Raw genomic sequence first — 22,856 nt, 5'->3', positions numbered from 1 at the left:
TAAAACTATGGAGTTAGTCCAAGGTCAAGTTGATTCAGGAAAATAAACCATGCAGCAATACTTAATTAGTGATCTCGCTAAAAAAACTCAGCTGTCGACGGATACTGTGCGGTTTTATGAGAAAAAAAATCTGATCAGATCCAGTTATCGTGCAGATAATAATTATAAATATTATGATGATGAAACATTAAAGCGGCTTATTTTTATTAAACGTTGCCGCGCATTAGATATGACCTTACATGAAATTACTCAACTTTTAGAGCATCTACAACATCCTGAACAAGGCTGTAAAATCATTGACCAATTGATTGAAGAACATATTCGACATGTAGAAACTCGAATATATGAATTACAACATTTTAAATCGCAACTGCATGAATTACGTCAATCCTGCTCCTCGAATACCACCATTGATCATTGTCAGATTGTCAAAAAACTTGAAGCATCGGAATAATTTATATTGTGTTAAATGAGTCTCTCGGCTATTCCCTCTGCTGATTGAGTCGATGTGCTGATTTAAAAACAGATTTGCGCAGCCATAGCGAAACACTAACCAACGCAATCAATACTGGAACTTCTACCAAAGGACCAATAATTGTGGTAAATGCGACAGGTGAAGCCAATCCAAATGTTGCAATCGCAACAGCAAGTGCCAATTCAAAGTTATTTCCCGCTGCGGTAAAAGAAATCGCTGTAGTTTTAGGATAATCATTGCCCATCCACTTGCTCATAAAAAAGCTCAGGAAAAACATCACCACAAAATACAGAGTTAATGGGATGGCAATTCGCAATACATCGAATGGTAGGCTAACTACATCCGCCCCTTTTAAACTAAACATCGCCACAATGGTAAATAACAATGCCAATAAACTCAGTGGACTGACTTTAGCGATAAACGTTTTTTGATACCAGTCTAATCCTTTGCGTTTAACCAGAATGATCCGACTTAGAAAGCCCAATAAAAATGGGATACCTAAATAGATGAAAACCGCATGTGTAATCGTCCAAAAGCTGACATCAATAACTTTTCCTGCTACACCAAAATACGGTGGTAGAACTGTTAAAAACAACCAAGCATAAGTACTAAAAAAGACAATTTGGAAAATACTATTAAAAGCGACTAAAGCTGCGACATATTGATTGTCACCACCTGCTAAGTTATTCCATACCAAGACCATCGCGATACAACGCGCTAAACCAATAAGAATTAAACCCGTCATATATTCAGGATAAGCATGTAAAAACACGATCGCTAAAGCAAACATCAGGCACGGCGCGATTAACCAGTTTTGTAGCAAAGACAAAGTCAACGTTCGTTTGTCTTTGAAGACTACAGCTAAGGTCGCATAATCCACTTTGGCAAGTGGCGGATACATCATCAAAATTAAACCTATCGCAATGGGTATATTGACTGAATCTAGGCTTAAACGATTTAAAGCCACAGAAGCCTGCGGGAAATATACGCTGATGCAGATCCCCAATCCCATCGCAATAAAGATCCACAAAGTTAAATTGCGATCTAAGAAAGAAAGCCGCGAAGTTGGCTGATTTGAATTCATGACAGCTTACTCACAACAGCTGTTGATTTGGATAAAGTCTGAACCACCCATAACTGAATTCGCAGTTTGCGCTGCAATTATGTTTAATATTGCATTGGCCCATTCTGGTAATTCAGGATTTAAACGGTAATACACCCATTGGCCTTTGCGTTGATCAAGTAAAATGGACAAATTCCTCAATAAGGCCAAGTGTCTAGAAATCTTTGGCTGGCTTAAATTTAAGGCTTCGGTGATTTCACAAACACAAACGTTCCCCTGTGCCAACACAATTTTTAAAATATCCAAACGAGTTGGGTCAGATAAGCACTTAAAGAAATCGGGTTGATCCATCGCAATTACTCAATTTTATGGTTTAGCATATTCACTATTTCGAATATACGCATATCCATATATAAATGCAATATTGCTTTTTAACAGAGAGTCGATCGATGTCATCTCAAATTAAGATTTATCATAATCCCGCCTGTGGGACTTCACGCAATACCCTTGCACTCATTCGAAATACTGGTATTGAACCAGAAGTGATCGAATATTTACAGTATCCGCCAAGCAAAGCACAACTCATCGAGTTGATTCAGCAATCTGCTTTGTCGCTACGAGATGCAATACGTAAAAATGTTGATGTTTATAAAACCTTAAAACTAGATCAAACAAAATGGACTGACGATCAGCTGCTTAATTTCATGTTGCAATACCCGATTTTAATCAACCGCCCCTTTGTCGTGACTGAATTGGGTGTTCGTTTATGTCGACCCTCTGAATTGGTTTTAGATCTCTTATCTGCGCCACAACGTGCTGCTTTTAGTAAAGAAGATGGTGAAATTATTATCGATCAGCAATTAAAAAGGCTTAAATAATTTTTTAGGGTTTTTCAAAAAACCCGATTAATTAAACATAAGATATTGAATATTAAATATTTTAATTAAAATTCATCCAATTAATCCTGAGTGTTTTACTAGGTTGAATCTTATTTTCAAACCCTTACAATAAAACCATATTTTTAGTATGCCTTTTAGATTTATATGAGCATCTCACACATTACTGAACTCCTATCGCCAGCTGGATCATTGAAGAATATGCGTTATGCATTTGCTTACGGTGCCGATGCGGTATATGCAGGTCAACCTCGCTATAGCTTGCGAGTTCGTAATAATGAGTTTGATCATGATCATTTAAAAATAGGGATTGCTGAAGCGCATGCCTTAGGCAAAAAATTTTATGTAGTGGTAAATATTCAACCGCATAATGCTAAATTAAAAAATTTTATTCGTGATCTTGAACCTGTGGTCGCCATGCAACCTGATGCACTGATCATGTCAGATCCGGGCTTGATCATGCTGGTTCGAGAAAACTTCCCACAAATATCCATTCATCTGTCTGTACAGGCAAATGCGGTCAATTGGGCAACCGTAAAATTTTGGAAAAATATGGGACTCACCCGTGTCATTTTGTCACGTGAGTTATCTATCGAGGAAATTGAAGAAATTAAACAGAATGTACCCGATATGGAAATCGAAGTTTTCGTCCACGGTGCACTCTGTATGGCTTATTCCGGTCGTTGCTTACTTTCAGGCTATATGAATAAACGTGATGCTAATCAAGGCGCTTGCACCAATGCATGTCGCTGGGAATACAATATTCACGAAGCAACAGAAGATGCATCTGGGGATGTCATTCCAGTCCAACAACTGGAGACAGCATCAGACTGTTGCAACAATAAAGATGCCGACGAGCAACACGCCATACAACAACATCAATTTGGCGAACCGGTTTTATTACAACGTCATAGAGAAGACATGTTTGCTGCTGAAGAAGACCAACATGGCACTTACTTTATGAACTCTAAAGATTTACGTGCAGTTCAGCACGTAGACCGTTTAACCAAGATGGGCATCCATTCCTTAAAAATCGAAGGACGCACCAAATCTTACTTTTATTGCGCCAGAACAGCACAAATTTACCGCAAAGCGATTGATGATGCGCTACAAGGAAAACCGTTTGATCGGGCGTTAATGTCACAACTCGAAGGTTTAGCCAATCGAGGTTATACCGAAGGTTTCTTACGCCGTCATGTCCATGCTGAATATCAAAACTATGCAACGGGATCTTCTCAGTTTGATCATCAGCAATTTGTTGGTGAAGTGCTTGAACGCAACGATGATTACATCAAGATTGAGGTAAAGAATCGTTTTGTTGTGGGTGACTCTATGGAACTCATGACCACATCTGGCAACATCACATTTATTCTTCATGAAATTTTAGATAAAAACAGACAACCGATCATAGATGCAAAAGGCTCAGGATATATTGTAGAAATTCCAATTCCTGCCGATATTGATATGCAATATGCCTTATTAATTAGAAACTTACCAAATTCGACTGCTGATATTTCAGCATCATCATTGGCTTACCAAGCAGTTTAGGATATCGAAATGGCTTTAATGATTACAGACCAGTGCATCAATTGTGATATGTGTGTACCAGAATGCCCCAATCAGGCAATTTTTGAGGGCGAAAAGTTCTATGAAATTGATACACAGCGTTGTACTGAATGTGTCGGATTTTATGAGCATCAAACCTGTGTGGATGTCTGTCCGATTGAATGTATTGTTCAAAATCCACAACATATAGAAAGCAAAGCGCAATTATTAAATCGCTTTCATTATCTAAGTTTGTTTGGTTAACACAAAATACGACACCAATTCTAATCTTGGAACGTATTTTGCTTAATTAATGCATAGGTTCAGATAATAATAACAATAAAGAAAATGGAGCTGAGCTGTATGGCAACACAGCTCATGAAAAGGGGAAAACAACAACATTAGGGAAAAGCCAAGGTGTATTTGGGGAACACTTTGGCTTTTTTCTTATTTAAAAAATCACCTTTGATTTTAATTTCAAGATAGGCAATATAAGCAAAAAGCTAAGCGACGAAAAAAATTCATAGATCTTTATTCATGGGCAAAATTTTGCGAAAACTTCTCCTTACACCACTGTTTGACTTCATTTACAATAAAATCAGCATCTGGCAAAGTTAAAAAATAGTAATTCCATGCCGTTTCAACACATGGCGATACAGTTTTCAGTCGCCCATGTTGTAAATCATTGGCAATCGAAATGCGGCTTAATAATGCAATACCCTGTCCAGACAATACAGCCTGAATTGCATGACTTTCTTGCGTATAAAATACCTGCGCTTGCCCTGCTTGAATATGTAAGCCTTGTTTTTCAAACCATTTCTGCCAATTGACTCGATTTGGACAGTATTCGTCTCCCCAGGTAAAGTGAATCAATGGCACAGTCGTCCAGTTCATAGTTGCAATATCCAAAGAGGGATGCCCGACAGCTACATATTCATCAACTGCAAATAATTCTGCATCAACATCTTGATAGCCCCCTGAACCATACCGAATCGCCAAATCATAGAGACCAGACGTCATATTGATGAGGTCATAACTTGCATGTACCCGAAACATAATATTGGGAAAGCGACTTTGTAACTCTGGCAAATAGGGAATAATCCACTCACTTGCAAAGGATGGTGTTGTCGTAATGGTAAATAATCTTTGTTTATTTTGCTCAAGTTGAAACAAAGCAGTTTGAATCTGTCCAAAACCTGACTGTACATGCTTAAGCAAATACTCTCCTTCTGGCGTTAGGCTAATCGAGCGTGTACGTCGTTCGAATAACTGTATATTCAATTGCTGTTCCAGCTTCTTGATACGATGGCTTAAGGCGGTAGGTGTTAAAAACAATTGGTCTGCTGCTTTTTTAAAGCTGAGTTGTTCAGCGACATGCTGAAAGGCCAACAATTGCTCTAAAGAGTTATGCAAAACCACCGAAGATCACCGTGTAAAATATAAATGAATTAGATTCAGTTATAACATGTATTTTTATCGTTTGTTGTTTTTTTCATATTCTATAAAAATCAATTTGAACAAACAACAAATTGAGTAATGATCATGGCAAATATACTAAAAATAGATACTAGTTTAAGAACAGGTATTTCAGGTACGCACCCACATGGTTCTTTAAGCCGACGCTTAACCGAATTATTTATTGATCAATGGAATGAAATTGATTCATCTGTGCAAGTTAAACATCGTGATTTAGGTCGAAATCCACCCCCTTATATTGATGAAGAGTGGATCATTTCTGAATTTGGCTATGCAGAATCTGAAGAAAAGGCACAACAACGCCTACAACTGAGCAATGAGTTTATCGAAGAATTACATTGGGCAGATATTATTGTGCTTGGCGTACCGATGTATAACTTTGGCACACCTGCTCATCTAAAAGCCTATATTGATCACATCGTGAGAATGAATAAAACCTACTCATTTGATCTTAGCAAAGAGCAACCGTACTCAGGGCTTTTGGATCATCAAAAAACTATGATTATCCTTTCTGCCCGTGGTGGGCATGACTTTGATTCAGCTGATGCGCCATTTCCCAATCATGCTGAACCCGCAATAAAAACAGCATTCAATTTTATAGGTATCGAAAAATTTCATGAAATCGCAATTGAGTATCAGGAATTTGGTGGCGAGTTGTTAGCGCAATCGATCCAGGCCGCAGAACAAAAAACCATTGCGCTTGTTCAAGATTTGCAACATTAACAAAGCTTATTTTCGCAAGCTCTCTTCAATAGTATTCAATCTCCAACACAAAAAAAGGAATTGAGATGTTAGCAACTCAATTCCTATCAAGGGTAAAACATGAGATAAATGTTAAGACAAGCCAAAGTTATCATTGCGACACTTTGGCTTGCTTTTCAACGTGCAATCATTGAAAGATTATTGACCTGAACGAATGATGTAATCGAATGCAGATAAAGACGCTTTTGCACCCTCACCAGCTGCAATGATGATTTGTTTATAAGGCACTGTTGTACAGTCACCCGCAGCAAATACACCTTTTACATTGGTTTCATTACGATCATTTACCACAATTTCATTACGGTTTGAAAGCTCTACAGCAGTTGCTTTTAAGAAATCTGTGTTTGGTAATAAACCAATTTGTACAAAGATTCCCGCAAGTTCAATGGTATGCAGTTCGTCTGTTGCACGGTCTTTATACTTCAACCCTGTCACAATCGAACCATCACCAATCACTTCTGTAGAGAGTGCATTCAAAATCACCGTGGTATTTGGCAAACTATTCAATTTATCTTGAAGCACTTGGTCAGCACGAAGTTGAGTATCAAACTCGATCAATGTGACATGTTCAACAATACCTGCAAGATCAATTGCGGCCTCTACACCTGAGTTACCCCCACCAATCACGGCAACCTTCTTGCCTTTAAATAATGGACCATCACAGTGTGGGCAATACGCAACGCCACGTGTTTTGTACTCTTTCTCACCTGGTACATTCATCTCTCTCCAACGCGCACCTGTAGATAAGATGACCGTTTTTGATTCAAGTTTTGCACCATTTTCCAGTTCAACTTCAACTAAACCATTAGTTGTTTGATCCGCACCAACAATGTTTTTCACTTTTTGTAAGTTCATAATGTCCACACCGTACTCACGTACATGCGCTTCCATATCTGAACCAAACTTAGGACCTTGTGTTTTTTGTACTGAGATAAAGTTTTCAATATCCATGGTGTCCATGACCTGACCACCGAAGCGCTCAGAAACAATACCTGTGCGAATCCCTTTACGTGCAGCATATACCGCAGATGTTGCACCAGCAGGTCCACCACCAATCACCAATACATCAAACGCGTCTTTAGCATTCAGCTTTTCAGCATCTTTAGCCGCAGCACCACTGTCCAATTTCGCAACGATTTCTTCCAAAGTCATACGACCTTGACCAATATGTTCGCCATTTTGGAAAACCATAGGTACAGCCAAGATTTTGCGCTCTTCAACTTCATCTTGGAAGAATGCACCATCGATCATGGTCGCTGTAGTGCCAGGATTATTAATTGCAATCAAGTTAAGTGCTTGAACAACATCTGGGCAGTTGTGACAGCTTAAAGAAACAAATACATCAAAATTTGCAGTCAGGTTTAAACCTTTAACTTGAGCCAAGATTTCATCAGAAACTTTTGGCGCATAACCTGATACTTGTAATAAAGCTAAAATTAACGAGGTAAACTCATGACCCATCGGTAAACCAGCAAAGAATACGCGAGGTTGTTCACCTACTTTTGCAATACCAAAGCTCGGTTTACGATCATTCTGACCATCGAAACGTGCAGTCACTTGATCTGACAGCGCAGCAATTTCAGTCACCAATTCTTTAATTTTATCTGACTTTTCAGAACCATTTAAAGAAGCAACAATTTCAATTGGGCTCTCAAGACGCTCTAACAATGTTTTTAATTGAGCAGAAGTATTTGTATCTAACATGCTAACAATCTCCAAGGGAGTAAATTTCTTTCGTTGAATGTATATTACGTCTATTTAAAAAATAGATAAAACAGTTTGTTTTTATTAAATCAATCGGTTTTTTAGTTTAACAAAAATCAGCCACGTTCTCATCAGCATATCCCCCTATTCTCAAATTTAAATTCTTTAATGCTGGTATATATATGGGCATTGGCTAGAAAATCAATAGACATCCCCCGACTTCCTCGAAACTTAAAATTAGATTAATTTTCAACAAAAATAATATTTCTTCGACCATCTCTCTACAAAAAATCATGCGCAGCCAAGCCACAAAGTTTTAAGCTAAATTTATGTTGTGGTTTCTCCAATTAAGTACAACAAGGTGTACTTATTCACAATTCCTGTATAAATAAGTGAAGAGGTAAAACAATGAAAATAGAGTTCGTATTCGATATCGTCTATCCAATGAGTTATGTGGCGTTTGAAAAACTCAAACAACATTGGAATCAACCCATGGCGAAAAAAATCGAATTATTACCTGTGCAAGTTTTACCAGAAATTCCAGAACAAGGCTTAGATGTTTATCAATACCTGACTGAAAGATATGGAACCAAAGAAGCCAATCGCAAACTTGATATGGCAAAATTTGCTGCTTATAGTCAAGATTTAACCGTAGATATTGAGCATATGAAGCGTATGCCCAATAGCCGTTTAGCCCATCAAGCGATATTGGCTTTAGACAATATCTTTGACCAATTCGCGTTAACGCAGGCTTTATTCCACGCCATATTCGCCCATGGTAAAGACATTGCCAACCCTGAAGTACTGAAACAAATCATCGAAGGTATGGGCTTGGATGGCACGAAAGTTCTACGTTCTATTCAACATAAGGAAATCGCAGACAAACAAACTGAGATTACTCATTATGTACAAGGTTTCGGTAAACACCCAACGCCTTACTATATTGTGGATGGTGAAATTTGGGATAAAACTTTTGATACCTTAGAACTGAAAGACCTGATTACCAACCGAGCGAAAGATGTCGCTTAGGACAACAAGACTTAATTTTACAGCAATAAAAAAGCACTTTTGCTCATCGCAAAAGTGCTTTTTATCAGTATTTTTACAAAGTATAAGCTTTAAAGTGTTGCACTAACCGATACGATGACCAATTCGATGTAAACGTTTCGCAATTCGGCTTGCCACCCAATAAATCATCAAGCTAAAAAATAAACTGAGTGCTGAAATTCCCCATAAAACCTTTTCAACAATGTTCGACCAAAAGCTTGCACGACTCACTTGCGCTTCAACACCTTGCGCAATCGGGGAAAGCGCTCGATTAAATACCTGATGTTGAATTGTCCATAATTGCTCAGGTTTAAAGCCGTATTCTAAAAAGCGCGAATCAGATTGCTCCGCTTTAATCAATTTTTCTGTGTAAACCGTAGCCACGACCTTATCAACTGGTTTATGCATCAATGCGGTTTGTGCCAATAAATAGCTTTGTACTGTTTCAGGCGCATCCGATCTTTGCAGATATTGATAAATAGCGCTTTGCTGAATGTTTTGATCATATTTTATAAATGATTTTAACTCTTTGTCTTCATCATCTTTCAGATCATATTGCACATAAGTCAAACCAGACCAGAGCACAATCAAGGATAAAAGCCACGCAACAAATTTAAGGATAAAAGATTGAAAGCGCACTTTAAAAAAGCGAATTTTTTTTAATACACCCACAATAATAAATGCGCCAATAAATGACACTATTAATTTTAAGATCAACCAACCCAACCATGACAATGCATTCATGAGGTAGTCTGGTTGATGGATATATTCTCTTAACTGCTGATCTAGAATATATGGCAAGTGCAATTGATGAACCTGTTGTGCCACACCAAACAAGTTAAAAACCAATTCCTGTTGAAAAAAAACAGAAACTAAACTTGCGATACCCACAGAGGATAAAACCACAGCCGAAACCATCAAATTCCGTTTTCGATGCTGAAGTATTTTTAATCCATGCTCGATCTGTTGAATATCTACAGGATATTGAGTTTTTTCAGTCAACCTTTACACCTTTAGATGAGATTGTGCCAAGATTTAAGCTTTGGCTTAGGATTGATGTGTACTGGTATCTAATACCAACTGTTGCAAATTCGATTGAAGCGCTTTAATCCGAGTCGAAGCCTCTTCACGTTTTTGCATGCCCTCTTTCTGAATTTGAATGACATCATTTACAGTTTTAATCAGGGTATTTTGAACATGTTCAAGCGTTTCAATATCAATCACTGAACGTTGATTGGCTTTGGCAGTATCCACAGAATTTTGATGAAGTAAATCTGCATTGCGTTTTAATAGCTCATTGGTTGCATCATCAATCGTGTTGGCAAGTTGTACACTATTACGTTGCTCATTTAGAGAAATCGCCAAGCTGATCTGGTTTTTCCATGCAGGTAGCGTAATATTTTTAATCGCATAAAATTTATCGACCAACATCATATTATTGGATTGAATAATACGAATCATCGGTAAGGTTTGCATTGCAGATTGTTGCAAGACTTGTAAATCACTAACCCGCTTTTCTAGATTGTTGGCTAAATGGTTAAGGTCATAAACACGCTGATTGGTTTTAGGATCTTGCTCTTGCTGAGATAAAGTGGCAATTTCTTGCTGTACTTCAACTTGCTTGATTCGACCTGCAGCAATATAAATACCTAACTGTCGATATTCCTCTTGAACCCCATTAAACATACGATCTAATGTATCTACCCGCGCTTTTAAACCTGTTTGTGATGTTTCAATTTCTTTGACCAATGAATCTATTTGCTCTTTGGTGGTATTAAAATGTTGATCGAAACTTTGCTTAGCACCTTTAAATTTACTGAGTATGCTTCCAATAAATCCTGAGTTTTTTGATTGATTCAAAATGCTGGATGTATTCAATTGCTGAGCAACTTGCACAACTTCATTTAATTTTTGCCCAGTCACATCTAAGTCTTTATTTTTGACCAAGTTGAGTAATTCATCTGTATATGAGGATGTTTTGGTCGCAATATTTTTACCATATTCAGCAACAGATGCATGATTAATATTGGCTAGGTCTTTATGCGCATTAACAACCTCATTAAAATCTTCGGTGTTTAAACCTATTTCTTTCAAATTCAATTGTTCAAACTTTTGTAATTCCAACGGCGTATTGGATTGTTCAGTTAATGCTTGATGATTCGAATCACTCATGCTTCTATCCTATTTATTTTCTAATGATTTCTTTAATGATTGAATTAATTTATCACGACTTTTATCCAATTCTTCAGTCGTTGTAAAAGAATTCTGCGCACTACTCTGTTTGACATGATATTGCCATGCAGGAATCAGGACATGCTGAGCTTCATTAAAGCGATCAAGTAAGCTCAATGAAAGCTGTTGTGTTAACTGCATTTGTGCTAACGAAATATCATTACTGGCTTGTAGCGTTTGTAGCGTATTGACTTTCTTAGACAGCCGATCTGCAAAATTATCCAAGGGATGACGATGTTGTACAAAAGCAGGATATTCATGTAAAAATTCCTGCGCTGCACGAATATATTTCGCCATTTGCTCTCTTAAGCCATTGGCTTGTTGGAATCTTGCTTCCGACTTTTGAATTTCGATTTGTAATCTTTGACTCAAATGTTTGGCTTCATCAATTAAACTTTCCAAATCATTTAAATATTTGACTTGTCCAATACTAAACTCCAAATCCAAACCTAACCATTTTTGTATCGCATTGAATTTACGTTGATTTAGCTTTTTCTTGGATGCAGATAATTGCTGAATAATTTGTGCAATAATTTGACTCAACTTTTGCGTCAAACTTGGATCAATGGCTTTTAACAGTACCGATTGTGCTTGAATCAACTGATCAGCATACAAATTCAGTCGTGTTTGATTGTCGAGTAGTGGAACCAAATCATTTCTTTTAATCGAAAGTAATTCATCAGAACTACATGAGATCTGTTCAAGCGGTGTAAGTACAGTAAATTGCTTCATATCAGTTCAAAATGAATAACTTTTCAATGATTTAAGGGAAATCAATCAACAAACCTTTCTATTTAAAACTTATAATACAAATTAGGAAGAAAGCCCATACAAATAGCAAAAAACATACAGATAGAAAAAAGCCAGTTTTTATAAACTGGCTTTTTTCTATAACACAATGCGTTAAAACGATTATTTTAGGTATATTGAGTTTCCTGTTATTGCTTTGACTGTCTATTCGCTTGATAACGACGATAACCTGTCAGCCCTAACAGCCCAAGAAGACTCAACCAACCCAATGAACCACCGCCACTGACCCGTGGGCTTCCTGGCGCAGTACCTGAGTTTTTCAAAGTAACGGTAGCCACTTCAACACTACTATTTTCAGGAGTAGAAATTTTTCCATCCGCATCATACACATAATAGGTAAATTTATAACTAAATGGATCAAGTGTATTTCTAAGTTGGATATGGATTTTGCCACCATAGCAGGTATATTTATTATCGCTACCAGGACAAGGCCCACTACGATCCGCGGTAATGACCACAGGATCGATATTTGTTCCAATTCGAATTGGCAATTCAACCCCATCTGTATTGACATAAAATTTTGGTTTATTCGGCTTCTCTGTTAACGCAGCAGCATTACCATCACCATCATCATTTGCATATTGCAGTAGATCTACATCAATCGCTTTGGTTGAGCCTTGTTCAATATTAAATGTTGCATCTTTAGCGATAGGTGCAATATTGGTAAAGCTTCCAATGATATAGGCTGAAGAGCTAATGCTTTGATCTGTCTTTAACTCTAGTTTATAGCTACAGAATTCATTGTCACCTGATGGTGTAACATTGTCATCTATACGCCATAACATAATTCTCTTTAAGTCTTTATTCCATACACAATCGAATTTTGGCTCTTTTTTACCTACAAATTGTTTCTTATCATTTAATACTCCGACACCAAGTGGTTCTACAATCACATTATAATTGTCCGCACTTAAATGTTTTACCACTCGCACATCATTACCATTAGCGTCTTTGGTTATAATTTCCGCAGGCAAATTGGCTACAAAAGGATCGACAAAGATCGTGCGATATTTCTGGTCTGATTTGGTGTATTTGATTAAATTACTATACAACTCTGATTGGATTTTATAAAAAGGAATATATTCTTGTTTGGTCGCTGGATCTGCAATCAACTTATTATAATTATCCAATATGTTTTGATAAGAATTAAGTGCCACAACAACCGAAGTATTACTTGCACTCAGGTTATTGGCAGTGAGACGTAAAACCTCTGTCGAGCCAATATCACATGAGTTTGCCACATCATTGGGACCATTTGAGTTCTCCGCAATCACGCGTGTAACACCACGCTGATCAACGCCACTACAGCCCGTATAACCAACATCAACCAAGTCTTTGTCTGTGCCTAAGTTTATAGGGAAATACATCGGCATAAAGCCTGTAGATTCACTTGGTGGTTCTATCTTATTTAAAATAGTCGTGAATGCAATATTACTCACATCAAATGTATGATCTTTATCCTCTTTCCTTACTTCATCTGCAACCTCACATTGATCATCACCAGCAGCCAATTTTAAAGCATTGTATACAAGCACTACACCCGAACCTTCAACTTTACTGACATCACCATTTGCATAACGGCAAGATTTTCCAGTATTGTAAGCCAAAATATTATTACTTAATGCTTTTATACCATTGTAACCATACAATAATGTTGCCCAAGCATTATTATTGACAATGGTATTACTGACCAGTGATAAAGAAGAATTATCACTAAAATTAACTTTTCCTTGTGGTGTCAATTGGCTAAATTGAATGATACGACCTTGACTTGCACTTGCGATATTGTCAGTAATCGTATTTGCAGAAAAGGTCACTGCAGGTTGCCCACAAAAATTAAGCATGCTTAAACTATCTGCAGCACCATTGCCAATAAATGTTACCCCACTCACGGCGATATTACGTTTGGTAAACTCTAAATTATCAGCACAGGTCATTCCAAGTACACTGCCCAGTTCCGCTTTATTGGTCTGGAATACACCATAATTTATGGTCAGAGAACTTGAAACATCATTTAAATAAATTGCCCCACCTGCTTTCGCATTGGAATCCATAATATTTACATTATTTAAGGTGAGCGCACCGCCAGCATAAATTGCTCCACCCACATTATTATTGCTGTCATTTAAACTCGAGCCATTTTTTAAAATTACATCATTCAGCGTTAGACTCGGCTTATTTTCATAAATGGTATTGAAAATACGTGAGTTTCCTTGACCTGAAATTGTAGTTTTTAATGGTGTTGCAGCAGGGAAATTATTGGTTAATACATCTGGGCGACTATAATCACCTGGCTCTTTACCAATAATAGAAACATCTGAGTTGGGTCTTAATTCTTTAGTCAGCTTATATTCACCTGCTTCCAACTGAATCACATTGGGTACTGTTGAATAAACCTGTCCTGCACTACAGCCACCATAAGCTTTATGTGTCGCGGCGGCGTGTAACGCTTCTCTTAATGAACACTTGTCAGGATTTGTCCCATCCTCATCATCAAAGGTGGTTACATAAATCGTTTTATCTTCTGCCGCCATCAAAGACATGGTCGACAATATAACAAGTGTCAGAAATCCTTTTTTATAATTTTTCATGTGCAATCCTTTACTTATACTTGATCCGTCGATAGCCAGCTAAACCAATCAGTCCAATGATTGAAAGAAATCCTAGACTTCCACCAGAGGTCTTTACTTTATAGTTTTTAAAATCATCTGGCTTTCTTTGTACAATTCGTGCAGGAATCGTAATATAAGGATTATCCGATTTATTAAAACTTGTGGTCGATGTCACCACATTAATTTTAAATTCATCTGAACCTTGCCATTGACCATTCGGTGTATACACAATATCACCTGCCTGATTTATCGTCATGGTGCCTTTAGATGGTGTATTGGTTTGAATAATCTTTAAACAACCTATTTGCCAAGGCTTACCATTATCATCCAATTCGCGATTAAAAATTTGTTTACACTTTTCAGCACTAACAAGTTCACCATCTTGTAATTGATCAGAAATTGAAAATTTAGCTGTTTCACCATATAAAATATCTTGCCCTACGGTCGAAATGTTTCCAAGATCAATCACCAGTTCAATCGCACCACGATCACATAATTCTGAATTGGAATTTCTCTGTTTACTTCGCTGATCAAGAGTCGAACAAGCTGTTATTTTATCTTGAGGTTCTGGACCGTGATTAATAATCACAGAATCTTCAGCCGAGTTATAACTTGGTAAAATTCTTGGTAAAAAATAACCTAAGGCCACGCTCGGTGACTCAGCAAATGGGCATAAAATCCCATTAGTACTAAAGTCACATTTTCCTTCTGTGGTACTTCCAGCAATCAGTTGCGCATTACCCAATGCTGTCGCTTTAAAACCATTGCATCCTGAAGAATAGAGGTTATTGCTGATCTGTTCTGCTTCACCACCAGACACAATCGTACAATCTTGTGTACCATTTTTGGCAATAATACTATTTGCGACAAAACCTTTCTTTTGAGGGGCGTCTACAATAAGGCCCATATTATTGAGGATCATGGTGATATTGTTGAGCTGCATAGCATCGTAGACTTTAACCACATAGCCTTTATTGTTAAAAATCGTACTATTTTCAATCCCATAGGGCGCAGTAGAACCAAAGGCTTTTAATGCATCTTCAGAAAATTGATTTTTTGTTTCAAAATTTGAACTTGTAGCATCAGTAACTTCATTATCTCGAATCAATGATTGTGTGATAACAAATGCAGGTAATTCAGTATAAATTACACCACCTTTTTCTGCTTTATTGCCTTTGATTAAGGTCTTGTTAATAGCAACGATACTTAATGCGGTATTCGCAGCATAAATGCCTGCATTATAGATTGCACCACCTTCTTCAGCATGACCATCTAAAAGCTGGCTATTACTTATCCCCAATGCTTCTTTGTTATAGATCAAACCGCCTTGCTTAGCACATAGCTCTTGACCACAACCTTTTAAGGTAATTTCATCAAATGAAACCTTCAGCATTGCAGGTGGTGTCTCTGCTTTCTCATCTATATCTTTTTCGATCTGAAATAAACGTTCTTTTCCAACCATTTTAATAATGGCATTGTTTTTACCTACAAGCGTTTGTGTATTATTTACGTTACTTTCATAGGTCGAACCAAATGCGACATCCTTTAATATTCGGATTTGCTTATTCAGTGAATACTCTTTATTGCCTTGTAATATAATTTTTGCAGTCACCTCTTTGCCGCCACCACAACCATTATAGCCAGCTTCAGGCATTCCCTGATTGACGTATTCAACTGCTTCTCTTAATGAACACTGATTATCAGCTTTTACAATATCGTCTGTGGTAGTCACAGTAATATTTGCACTAAATGCCTGACCAGTAATACATAATAATCCTAAGCCTATGCCCCGTTTGAGCATTATAGTCTCCTTGATTTCTTTTAATTATTTCTTATTAGCCAGCATTACGCTTTGCTATCAGTCCTTTTTGCGTACTTTGTCACACACAATAAAAATTCTCAAGAATTTTCATCGGCCGATCTATTGACTTCACTTCTTGTGTTACGCGCACTCAACAATAGTAAAAATCAACTATTGTCGATATTCATCAATCAATGCATAGAGCTGTCTTAAAGTTGCATGAGATAATTTAGTCTTCTCACCCTTTAATAACTTTTCTAGCTGTTCAACAGACTGAAGTAGTGTACTCGTTTGATGTGGCCCATGTAATAGCAAATATTCCGTTATTTGTGGGTCAAAATGTACACCCCGACGTTCCAACACAGAATGCAATAAAGCATGTCGATCTGCATAGGACTGTCCACTCGGTACTTTTACACTGACTGCCTGAGTAAGGCGAGATTGTAGGTCTGGTAATTCTAGCTTTAATTCTATCGGCGCAAATCGTGATGAAAACACCAACTGTCCGCCATCTTCGTTATTGTTATTAATCAGATGAAATACCGCTTTTTGCCAATGTGGTACACCACTAATAGCCTCGATATCATCCAAGGCAACCAAATCATAGCTTTCTAATGAGGTAATTGCCTCGATGGGCGCATCAAGTAATTCTAACAGCGAAACTTTAATCGCAGATTTGCCAATCTCTAAATAAGAATCACAAATCGCCGTGAGTAAATGACTTTTTCCAGTTCCAGCACCACCATAGATGTAGAAACGATTCATCAGCCCTGCATGAAGCTGACGCACAGCATCAATTACAGGTCCCCAACCTGGCCCAGAAAAATCACTAATTCTGGCATCCAGTTGTGGTTCTATATCCAACTGTAATTGACGCATATATTCAAATCATTCCTAAAGTGGATTTTGATCATTTTTAATCGATTGATCAGTATCTTGCGTGTTTTTAACTTCAATATCAAGATCAACTTTGTCGCTTTCGACTGAAATTGTTTCAGTAGTGCCATTATTTTGTATGGTCACTAAAGTATCTTCTGCTTTAAAGAACTGACTTTCTTGATATAAATCTTTGAGATGCTTGAGTAAAACCACGATAACAGCTGCAACTGGCAGTGCGATCAACATCCCGACAAAGCCACCCAACTGAGCCCCCGCAAGTACTGCAAATACCACAGCTACAGGAGATAAACCAATTTTATCCCCCAATAAGAACGGTTGAAGAATATATCCTTCGATGAGCTGCCCTACACCAAATACAGCCAGAACCATTAATAAATGTTTTGGATCTAAGCCGAACTGGAAAAAACAGGCAATCACTGCCGCAATAATTCCGACACCAAAGCCAAGATATGGAATGATACTGCACAGCCCCGCAATCATACCAATAATTAATCCGACCTCTAAACCCACCAACTGCAAGCCTACGGCATAGACGATTCCCAATAAAATCATCACAAGGAACTGTCCTTTGACAAAAGCTCCCAAAACACTATGACATTCACCAACAATTTTAAGTACATTGCTTTCATATTGACGAGGAATAAAACTTTTTAAGTGTTCCAACATCCGCTTCCAATCAAGCAAGAAATAGAATGCAATAATTGGAATTAAAACAATTGTTCCGCCGATCGAAATAAAACTCAGTCCAGATTGGGCAATTTTTAAAGCCATCGCTTGGATACTGTCCGCACTATAGTTGGTCTGAACATACTCCATTACTACTTTAGAAATTTGGTCTGTATCCAATTCCATATGTTCAACATTGAAATTGTTGGATAACCACGGTAGGAAAGTAGAATTCACCCAATGGATTCCCGCAGGAATACTGTCACGGGCATAAATTAATTGTTTCCAAACCAAGGGCACAACAAACCATATTGCCCAAGTCAGTAACACGCCTATTCCAATAAAGACCACCGAAATAGAGAGCCACCTTGGTAAAACTTTTGACAGCTTATCCACCACTGGACTAAATAAATAGGCAACCAGAAAAGCCGCAACAAAAGGAATCACTACAGGTTTTAATAAATATAAAATCCATAAAACTAAAGCAATTCCAGCAAGGATAAAAATTCGTTTTAAAGTCCGATCGTGCATCGAATCACGCCTTTTTCAAATTTATTCGTTATGGAGGGGAAAATATTTTCATAAAGATAGCATTTTAGTGCAGAAATAACATAAGAGTTTCGTATATTCGGGTATAATCCCCGCGCGAATGCGGAGACTTCAATTATGAGCAACTCAACTTCTACCCCAAACACTGGTTTAAGCTATAAAGACGCTGGTGTCGATATTGAAGCGGGCGACGCACTTGTCGATCGAATCAAATCTGTCGCTAAACGTACAACACGCCCTGAAGTAATGGGTGGTTTAGGCGGCTTCGGCGCACTTTGCAGAATCCCTAAAGGTTATGAAGAACCTGTTCTTGTATCTGGTACAGATGGTGTCGGTACAAAATTACGTTTAGCATTGAACTTAAATCGTCATGACACGATTGGTCAAGACTTGGTTGCAATGTGTGTAAACGATCTTCTTGTATGTGGTGCTGAACCTCTATTCTTCCTCGATTATTACGCAACTGGACATTTAAATGTTGATGTTGCTGCAAATGTTGTGACGGGTATTGGTAAAGGTTGTGAGCTTGCAGGCTGCGCATTGGTCGGTGGTGAAACTGCTGAAATGCCTGGAATGTATGAAGGTGAAGACTATGACCTCGCAGGCTTCTCTGTGGGTGTAGTTGAAGCAAGCAAAATCATTGATGGTACCAAAGTAAAAGCAGGTGATGTTCTAATCGGCTTAGCCTCTTCTGGTGCACACTCAAACGGTTATTCTTTACTTCGTAAAATCTTAGACGTGAAAAACGTCGATTTAACTCAAATTGTAGATGGCCGTCCGCTTGCTGATGTTGCAATGGAACCAACACGTATTTATGTAAAACCAGTGCTTGAACTGTGCAAACAAGTTGATGTCCATGCAATGGCACACATCACAGGCGGCGGTTTACCTGGTAATTTACCTCGCGTACTTCCAAATGGTGCTCAAGCGGTGATTAATGAATCGTCTTGGCAATGGCCTGAATTGTTCAAACTTTTACAACGTGAAGGTGCTGTAGAACAATTTGAAATGTACCGCACATTTAACTGTGGTGTAGGTATGGTCATCGCAGTTGATGCTGCTGATGCTGACAAAACTATTGAAGTTTTGACTGCTCAAGGCGAAAAAGCATGGACAATTGGTCATATTCAAGAAAATGCGGCTTCTATTGAAGGCGCAGATGAAAAAATTCGTGTGATTTTTGCATAAGTCTCTCACATGATTAAAATTGCTGTACTTGTCTCAGGCAGTGGAAGTAACCTTCAAGCCTTGATTGATGCCAATCTTTCAGGGCAAATCGTGGGGGTCATTTCCAATAAACCTGAAGCGTTTGCCTTAGAACGCGCTGCAAAAGCAGGCATTGCAACCACGGTGATTGAGCATAAACACTATCCTGATCGTGAAACTTTTGATGCTGTCATGCATCAACAATTACTGGATTGGGATGTTGATTTAGTCATTCTCGCTGGTTTTATGCGTATTCTCAGTGCCAAATTTGTCCAAGCATGGGAAGGGAAAATGGTCAACATCCACCCTTCACTATTGCCCTATTACAAAGGCATGCATACACATCAACGTGTTTTAAATACCGGTGATGTTTTACACGGGTGTACTGTGCATTATGTCACTGCTGAGTTAGATGCTGGACAAGCGTTGACTCAGGGTGTTTTAACAGTCGATCTACATGATAATGTGCAATCCCTTGCAGCACGTGTACATATACTTGAGCATTTAATTTATCCTCAAGCAGTTGAGTGGATCTGTAATGGCACCATTCAACACTTGGAAAATGGTCAGGTCTTATATAAGGGACAAGCACTTAAACAGCCAATTCAATTTTGCCAGCTTTAAGTATTGCTTGATTCAAAATACTGTCGAAAAAATGCATCCTCGGATGCATTTTTTATGGCTAAAAGAAATTTGTCTGTGTCGTAACCTTATATAACAATAGGTTTATAGCAGCACCGTCGCTTGAACTGCAACGTTTGACATAAAAAGATTTGAATCAATTTATGGGAAAAACAGCTGACTTTTTAGCGCTAGGCCGTAATAAAAAACCTTTATTTAGCGAGAGGTACAACCTGCCACTCATTCAACGACTGATTAATGGGTATTAGATAAATTTTGTTGAATCAGCTTTTTAATTAATTCAACTGTTTCAACTGGATGTTCCAAAGGAAACATATGCCCTCCAGCCGTCAGGGTAAAAGGAATACTAAATTTCTTTTTGGCAATTTGTGGAAATTTACGTTTTAAAAAAGGACTCTCTGAACCAATCACCAAATTTACAGGAACTTGTGGTTGTGGATGCGGTAACCACCAATAAGAAGGACCTGTTCTAAAAATTGCAACTTCAACATCTTTAGGAATAGTTAAAGTTACGCCACCACGAACATGGTCTTCTGTTAGCGCATAATCGATATAAGCCTGAAAACAATCTGCATCAAAATGTTGATAAAACCCCTTTGGACGTAACAACTCTGCGGCTTGTTGACGTGATTCCCAATGATCTCGACGGCGTATGCTGAGATGCGCTGGTGTCATTGCATCGATTTTTTGAGGATAAAATTTCTTTGCAAGATTAAAAACCAAGGAGGCGATCCCCATAATCAAAGGAGGATCCAATAAAATCGCTTGTTCAAATAAATCTGGACGCTTAAATGAAGCTAAAAAAGTTGCCACAGCGCCTAATGAATGACCTAAACCAATTACTTTACGTCCATTAGACTGTTGCACAATACTATCAATCACTTGATCTGCAAAATTCGACCAATTGTTATCAATAGGATAACGTTGATCTGTACCTAACAGAGAAACATAAATTACATCATATTGATCTTTCAGTAAATCAAACAGTTTGGTATAGACTTGAGATGGCACACCATTGGCATGGGCAAAATGAATAACAGGTTTCATGTGAGATAGGCTAACCATGTCTTGCTTTACACTCTAAATATGATGAATTGAAAATACTGTAGCCGATAAATAGCATTCAGTTAAACATTTTAAGTGAACTCCGTGCTCTTATTTTACACTTAGCGATGTCACTCAAATGAATTAAACAGGTTTAAAGCAGTTATAAAGGCTTAAGGTAGCAAGAAAATAGAGTTTTAAGATTGTGCTTGGCTTAATTTTTCATTTTTCTTTTTTTCATACACTTTGTTTTACTTCATACAGGTTGGATCAGTAAACAGCAATGCTACCGCTATATTACTGTTTACTGATCCATAAAACCTAGACTATTGCATTTTCACATCTTGGTTCATACCCAGTTTTTGGCTCACAGCTTCACCTAAGCCATTCCCCATTTCTGAACCTAAACGGCCTAGAACGGAGTCAAATGGGCTACGCTCAACTGTATAATTGACTGTCTTTTTCACTTTTAATTCGCGTTTCAATGTTTCGATATTTCCTGCTTTATCTGCGATACCCAATTTAATGGCTTGGTCACCTGTCCAGAATAAACCAGAGAAGATTGCTGGATCTTTCGATTTCAGCTTTTCACCACGGCCTTTTTTCACAGCATCAATAAAGTGATCATGAACATTGTCCAATAAAGCTTGAATATGCGCACGTTGTTCTGGATTAATCGGCTTGGTCATACTAAGTATGTCTTTATTACTTCCCGAAGTCATGGTACGGTCTTCAACACCTAATTTTTGGGCTAAACCATTTACACCATAGTTCGGCATAATTACACCGATTGACCCCACCAAACTCGATGGATTTACCCAAATTTCATCTGCTGCTGATGCAATATAGTACGCACCTGAAGCACCCATATCACCAATCACAGCATAGACTTTTTTCTCTGGATTCTGTTTTTTAAGATACTGAATCTCTTGCCAAATATCATCAGACTGAACCGGTGATCCACCAGGTGAATTCACATTCAATACAACAGCTTTGGCAGACTTTGCTTCAAAGGCTTTCTTTAATGATTTAATCGTATCAGTACTATTTACGCCTTGACTGCTTGAATCAATCGCACCAACAATATTGACCACGCCTAAATGATTCTCTGAGGTTATTGTTGCATCATCTGAACCAGATAATGAACAACTCTTACCCAGTGCGACTAAGACAAACAGAATATAAAGAAAAGTGAGTATTTTAAAGAAGATCCCCCAACGACGAGTACGACGTTGCTCTTCAACTGAAGCAAGAACGGCTTTCTCTAAGATCTTCCATTCCTGTCCTGTAGGCTGTTGACCCGCAGAGGAATTCAAATTTGTATTGTCATTTTGAGGTTTCGGCGGCCAATCTGACATTTATACCATCCAAATTAATTATTCATGCTTCATTATATACACGGAATCCGTATAATCTATTTAATCAT

The 22,856-nt window shown here is 37.9% G+C and carries 21 protein-coding genes; 8 read left to right on the top strand and 13 right to left on the bottom strand.

Going from position 1 to position 22,856, the window contains the following annotated elements:
* Window positions 1–49: 49 nt before the first annotated feature.
* A complete protein-coding gene (locus ACZ5QH_RS07645) occupies window positions 50–454 on the top strand; it encodes a Cd(II)/Pb(II)-responsive transcriptional regulator (protein WP_004721728.1) in 405 nt (134 codons plus the stop codon).
* Window positions 455–482: 28 nt separating this feature from the next.
* On the opposite strand, the gene arsB is transcribed toward ACZ5QH_RS07645, so the two are convergent.
* Both arsB and ACZ5QH_RS07635 read right to left on the bottom strand, forming a co-directional pair.
* The gene (gene arsB, locus ACZ5QH_RS07640) at window positions 483–1,559 is read right to left on the bottom strand and encodes an ACR3 family arsenite efflux transporter (RefSeq protein ID WP_303576509.1); all 1,077 of its coding nucleotides are present in this window, start codon (window positions 1,557–1,559) and stop codon (window positions 483–485) included.
* A gap of 6 nt (window positions 1,560–1,565) precedes the next feature.
* The gene (locus ACZ5QH_RS07635; protein ID WP_303576508.1) at window positions 1,566–1,889 is read right to left on the bottom strand and encodes an ArsR/SmtB family transcription factor; all 324 of its coding nucleotides are present in this window, start codon (window positions 1,887–1,889) and stop codon (window positions 1,566–1,568) included.
* Between the two features lie 98 nt (window positions 1,890–1,987).
* On the opposite strand from ACZ5QH_RS07635, the gene arsC reads away from it, so the two are divergent.
* The 3 genes from arsC to ACZ5QH_RS07620 all read left to right on the top strand — a co-directional run bounded on the left by arsC (window position 1,988) and on the right by ACZ5QH_RS07620 (window position 4,243).
* Entirely contained in the window at window positions 1,988–2,416 is a 429-nt protein-coding gene (arsC, locus tag ACZ5QH_RS07630) for an arsenate reductase (glutaredoxin) (protein ID WP_303576507.1), read from the top strand.
* Between the two features lie 165 nt (window positions 2,417–2,581).
* Complete coding sequence (gene trhP / locus ACZ5QH_RS07625) at window positions 2,582–3,982, top strand: prephenate-dependent tRNA uridine(34) hydroxylase TrhP (RefSeq protein WP_464016788.1); 1,401 nt, start codon at window positions 2,582–2,584, stop codon at window positions 3,980–3,982.
* Window positions 3,983–3,991: 9 nt separating this feature from the next.
* Window positions 3,992–4,243, top strand: coding sequence for a YfhL family 4Fe-4S dicluster ferredoxin (locus ACZ5QH_RS07620; protein WP_004721738.1), 252 nt, complete (start codon window positions 3,992–3,994; stop codon window positions 4,241–4,243).
* Window positions 4,244–4,510: 267 nt separating this feature from the next.
* On the opposite strand, the gene ACZ5QH_RS07615 is transcribed toward ACZ5QH_RS07620, so the two are convergent.
* Window positions 4,511–5,398, bottom strand: coding sequence for a LysR family transcriptional regulator (locus tag ACZ5QH_RS07615; protein ID WP_303576506.1), 888 nt, complete (start codon window positions 5,396–5,398; stop codon window positions 4,511–4,513).
* Between the two features lie 123 nt (window positions 5,399–5,521).
* On the opposite strand from ACZ5QH_RS07615, the gene ACZ5QH_RS07610 reads away from it, so the two are divergent.
* Window positions 5,522–6,178 carry an FMN-dependent NADH-azoreductase gene (locus tag ACZ5QH_RS07610; protein WP_004820284.1) on the top strand — a complete coding sequence of 219 codons (657 nt, stop codon included), beginning with the start codon at window positions 5,522–5,524 and terminating at the stop codon, window positions 6,176–6,178.
* Between the two features lie 177 nt (window positions 6,179–6,355).
* On the opposite strand, the gene ahpF is transcribed toward ACZ5QH_RS07610, so the two are convergent.
* The gene (gene ahpF / locus ACZ5QH_RS07605; RefSeq protein WP_034613215.1) at window positions 6,356–7,921 is read right to left on the bottom strand and encodes an alkyl hydroperoxide reductase subunit F; all 1,566 of its coding nucleotides are present in this window, start codon (window positions 7,919–7,921) and stop codon (window positions 6,356–6,358) included.
* 408 nt (window positions 7,922–8,329) lie between these two features.
* Between ahpF and ACZ5QH_RS07600 the strand changes: the two genes are divergently transcribed.
* Window positions 8,330–8,950, top strand: coding sequence for a DsbA family oxidoreductase (locus tag ACZ5QH_RS07600; protein WP_004721747.1), 621 nt, complete (start codon window positions 8,330–8,332; stop codon window positions 8,948–8,950).
* A 102-nt stretch (window positions 8,951–9,052) separates the two neighbouring features.
* Here the strand turns inward: ACZ5QH_RS07600 and ACZ5QH_RS07595 are convergent, their stop codons facing one another.
* The 7 genes from ACZ5QH_RS07595 to cxpE form a co-directional block, all read right to left on the bottom strand.
* Entirely contained in the window at window positions 9,053–9,970 is a 918-nt protein-coding gene (locus ACZ5QH_RS07595; protein WP_303576505.1) for a hypothetical protein, read from the bottom strand.
* Between the two features lie 45 nt (window positions 9,971–10,015).
* On the bottom strand, window positions 10,016–11,140 hold the full coding sequence (locus ACZ5QH_RS07590; RefSeq protein ID WP_004820278.1) for a toxic anion resistance protein: 1,125 nt from the start codon (window positions 11,138–11,140) through the stop codon (window positions 10,016–10,018).
* A 9-nt stretch (window positions 11,141–11,149) separates the two neighbouring features.
* A complete protein-coding gene (locus ACZ5QH_RS07585; RefSeq protein ID WP_303576504.1) occupies window positions 11,150–11,932 on the bottom strand; it encodes a tellurium resistance protein in 783 nt (260 codons plus the stop codon).
* Window positions 11,933–12,138: 206 nt separating this feature from the next.
* Entirely contained in the window at window positions 12,139–14,601 is a 2,463-nt protein-coding gene (locus tag ACZ5QH_RS07580; RefSeq protein WP_303576503.1) for a CSLREA domain-containing protein, read from the bottom strand.
* Window positions 14,602–14,611: 10 nt separating this feature from the next.
* Window positions 14,612–16,423 (bottom strand): rhombotarget A, encoded by a 1,812-nt coding sequence (gene rbtA, locus ACZ5QH_RS07575; protein ID WP_303576502.1) that lies wholly within the window; start codon window positions 16,421–16,423, stop codon window positions 14,612–14,614.
* A 171-nt stretch (window positions 16,424–16,594) separates the two neighbouring features.
* Window positions 16,595–17,302: a DnaA regulatory inactivator Hda gene (gene hda / locus ACZ5QH_RS07570; RefSeq protein ID WP_004721759.1), complete on the bottom strand. Its 708-nt coding sequence runs from the start codon at window positions 17,300–17,302 to the stop codon at window positions 16,595–16,597.
* A gap of 15 nt (window positions 17,303–17,317) precedes the next feature.
* Window positions 17,318–18,520 (bottom strand): chloramphenicol efflux transporter CxpE, encoded by a 1,203-nt coding sequence (gene cxpE, locus ACZ5QH_RS07565; protein ID WP_004721760.1) that lies wholly within the window; start codon window positions 18,518–18,520, stop codon window positions 17,318–17,320.
* A 135-nt stretch (window positions 18,521–18,655) separates the two neighbouring features.
* Here cxpE and purM point away from each other — a divergent pair, with 135 nt between their 5' ends.
* The gene (gene purM / locus ACZ5QH_RS07560) at window positions 18,656–19,726 is read left to right on the top strand and encodes a phosphoribosylformylglycinamidine cyclo-ligase (RefSeq protein ID WP_004721761.1); all 1,071 of its coding nucleotides are present in this window, start codon (window positions 18,656–18,658) and stop codon (window positions 19,724–19,726) included.
* A gap of 9 nt (window positions 19,727–19,735) precedes the next feature.
* Window positions 19,736–20,368, top strand: a complete 633-nt coding sequence (gene purN / locus ACZ5QH_RS07555; RefSeq protein ID WP_034613194.1) for a phosphoribosylglycinamide formyltransferase — start codon at window positions 19,736–19,738, stop codon at window positions 20,366–20,368.
* 252 nt (window positions 20,369–20,620) lie between these two features.
* Here purN and ACZ5QH_RS07550 read toward each other — a convergent pair whose 3' ends face one another.
* Both ACZ5QH_RS07550 and sppA read right to left on the bottom strand, forming a co-directional pair.
* Window positions 20,621–21,433 carry an alpha/beta fold hydrolase gene (locus ACZ5QH_RS07550; protein WP_303576501.1) on the bottom strand — a complete coding sequence of 271 codons (813 nt, stop codon included), beginning with the start codon at window positions 21,431–21,433 and terminating at the stop codon, window positions 20,621–20,623.
* A 323-nt stretch (window positions 21,434–21,756) separates the two neighbouring features.
* Window positions 21,757–22,788 carry a signal peptide peptidase SppA gene (sppA, locus tag ACZ5QH_RS07545; RefSeq protein WP_303576500.1) on the bottom strand — a complete coding sequence of 344 codons (1,032 nt, stop codon included), beginning with the start codon at window positions 22,786–22,788 and terminating at the stop codon, window positions 21,757–21,759.
* Window positions 22,789–22,856 lie beyond the last annotated feature (68 nt).

The sequence above is a fragment of the Acinetobacter sp. Ac8 genome (assembly GCF_055392545.1).
This window is presented reverse-complemented; position numbering and strand designations above follow the sequence as displayed.